Annotated in this window: 1 protein-coding gene; it reads right to left on the bottom strand. The window is 46.0% G+C overall.

Features of this window, described 5'->3' with window-relative positions:
* The coding region (locus R8O10_RS27710; protein WP_412035186.1) for a TonB-dependent receptor domain-containing protein at window positions 1–509 on the bottom strand (509 nt) is incomplete at both ends.

The raw sequence follows: 509 nt of genomic DNA, 5'->3' as shown, positions 1-509 counted from the left end.
GAGCACCCGCAAGTACTTGCCAGTAATCGTTAATCGTCATCATGTTTTGCGCGTAAATCCCCCAAGTGTCATGCTCGCGTCTTGGGTATTTTTTCGAGCGTACGGTTCCAGGACGAGTAACTGTCGTGCCTGCCGCTACATCCTCTCCTGCATGGAAAGCCATAAAGCGGTCGTATTTGTAGTCGAGGTAGTTCGCCCCCACCAAAAACGTATTTTCTGTACCCAACAAAGAGAAATTGGTTGTCACGTCTAAGTACGCGGTATCGAATACCCAGTTATCTGTGCGCTCGTTCCCTTTGTGTCGAATCACACCGTCTTTGTCATAATTGTCAAACTTAGGGTAAGACTCTACATCAAAACGCTTAAAGTCTTGACGGTTGTAACCCGCTTTCACATTCACGTTATCAGTCACTTGAGCATTAATATCGATACCGTAGTTTTCTACGTCGTTATCAATTTTTGACCACTGAGCGTCCCAGATGTACTTATCACCACGAACTGGCTTTCCG

The organism is Vibrio sp. 1727 (assembly GCF_033344415.1).
Classification (GTDB): domain Bacteria; phylum Pseudomonadota; class Gammaproteobacteria; order Enterobacterales; family Vibrionaceae; genus Vibrio; species Vibrio alginolyticus.
The sequence above is the reverse complement of the archived record's forward strand: the minus strand, read 5'-3'. Positions and strand labels throughout refer to the sequence as shown.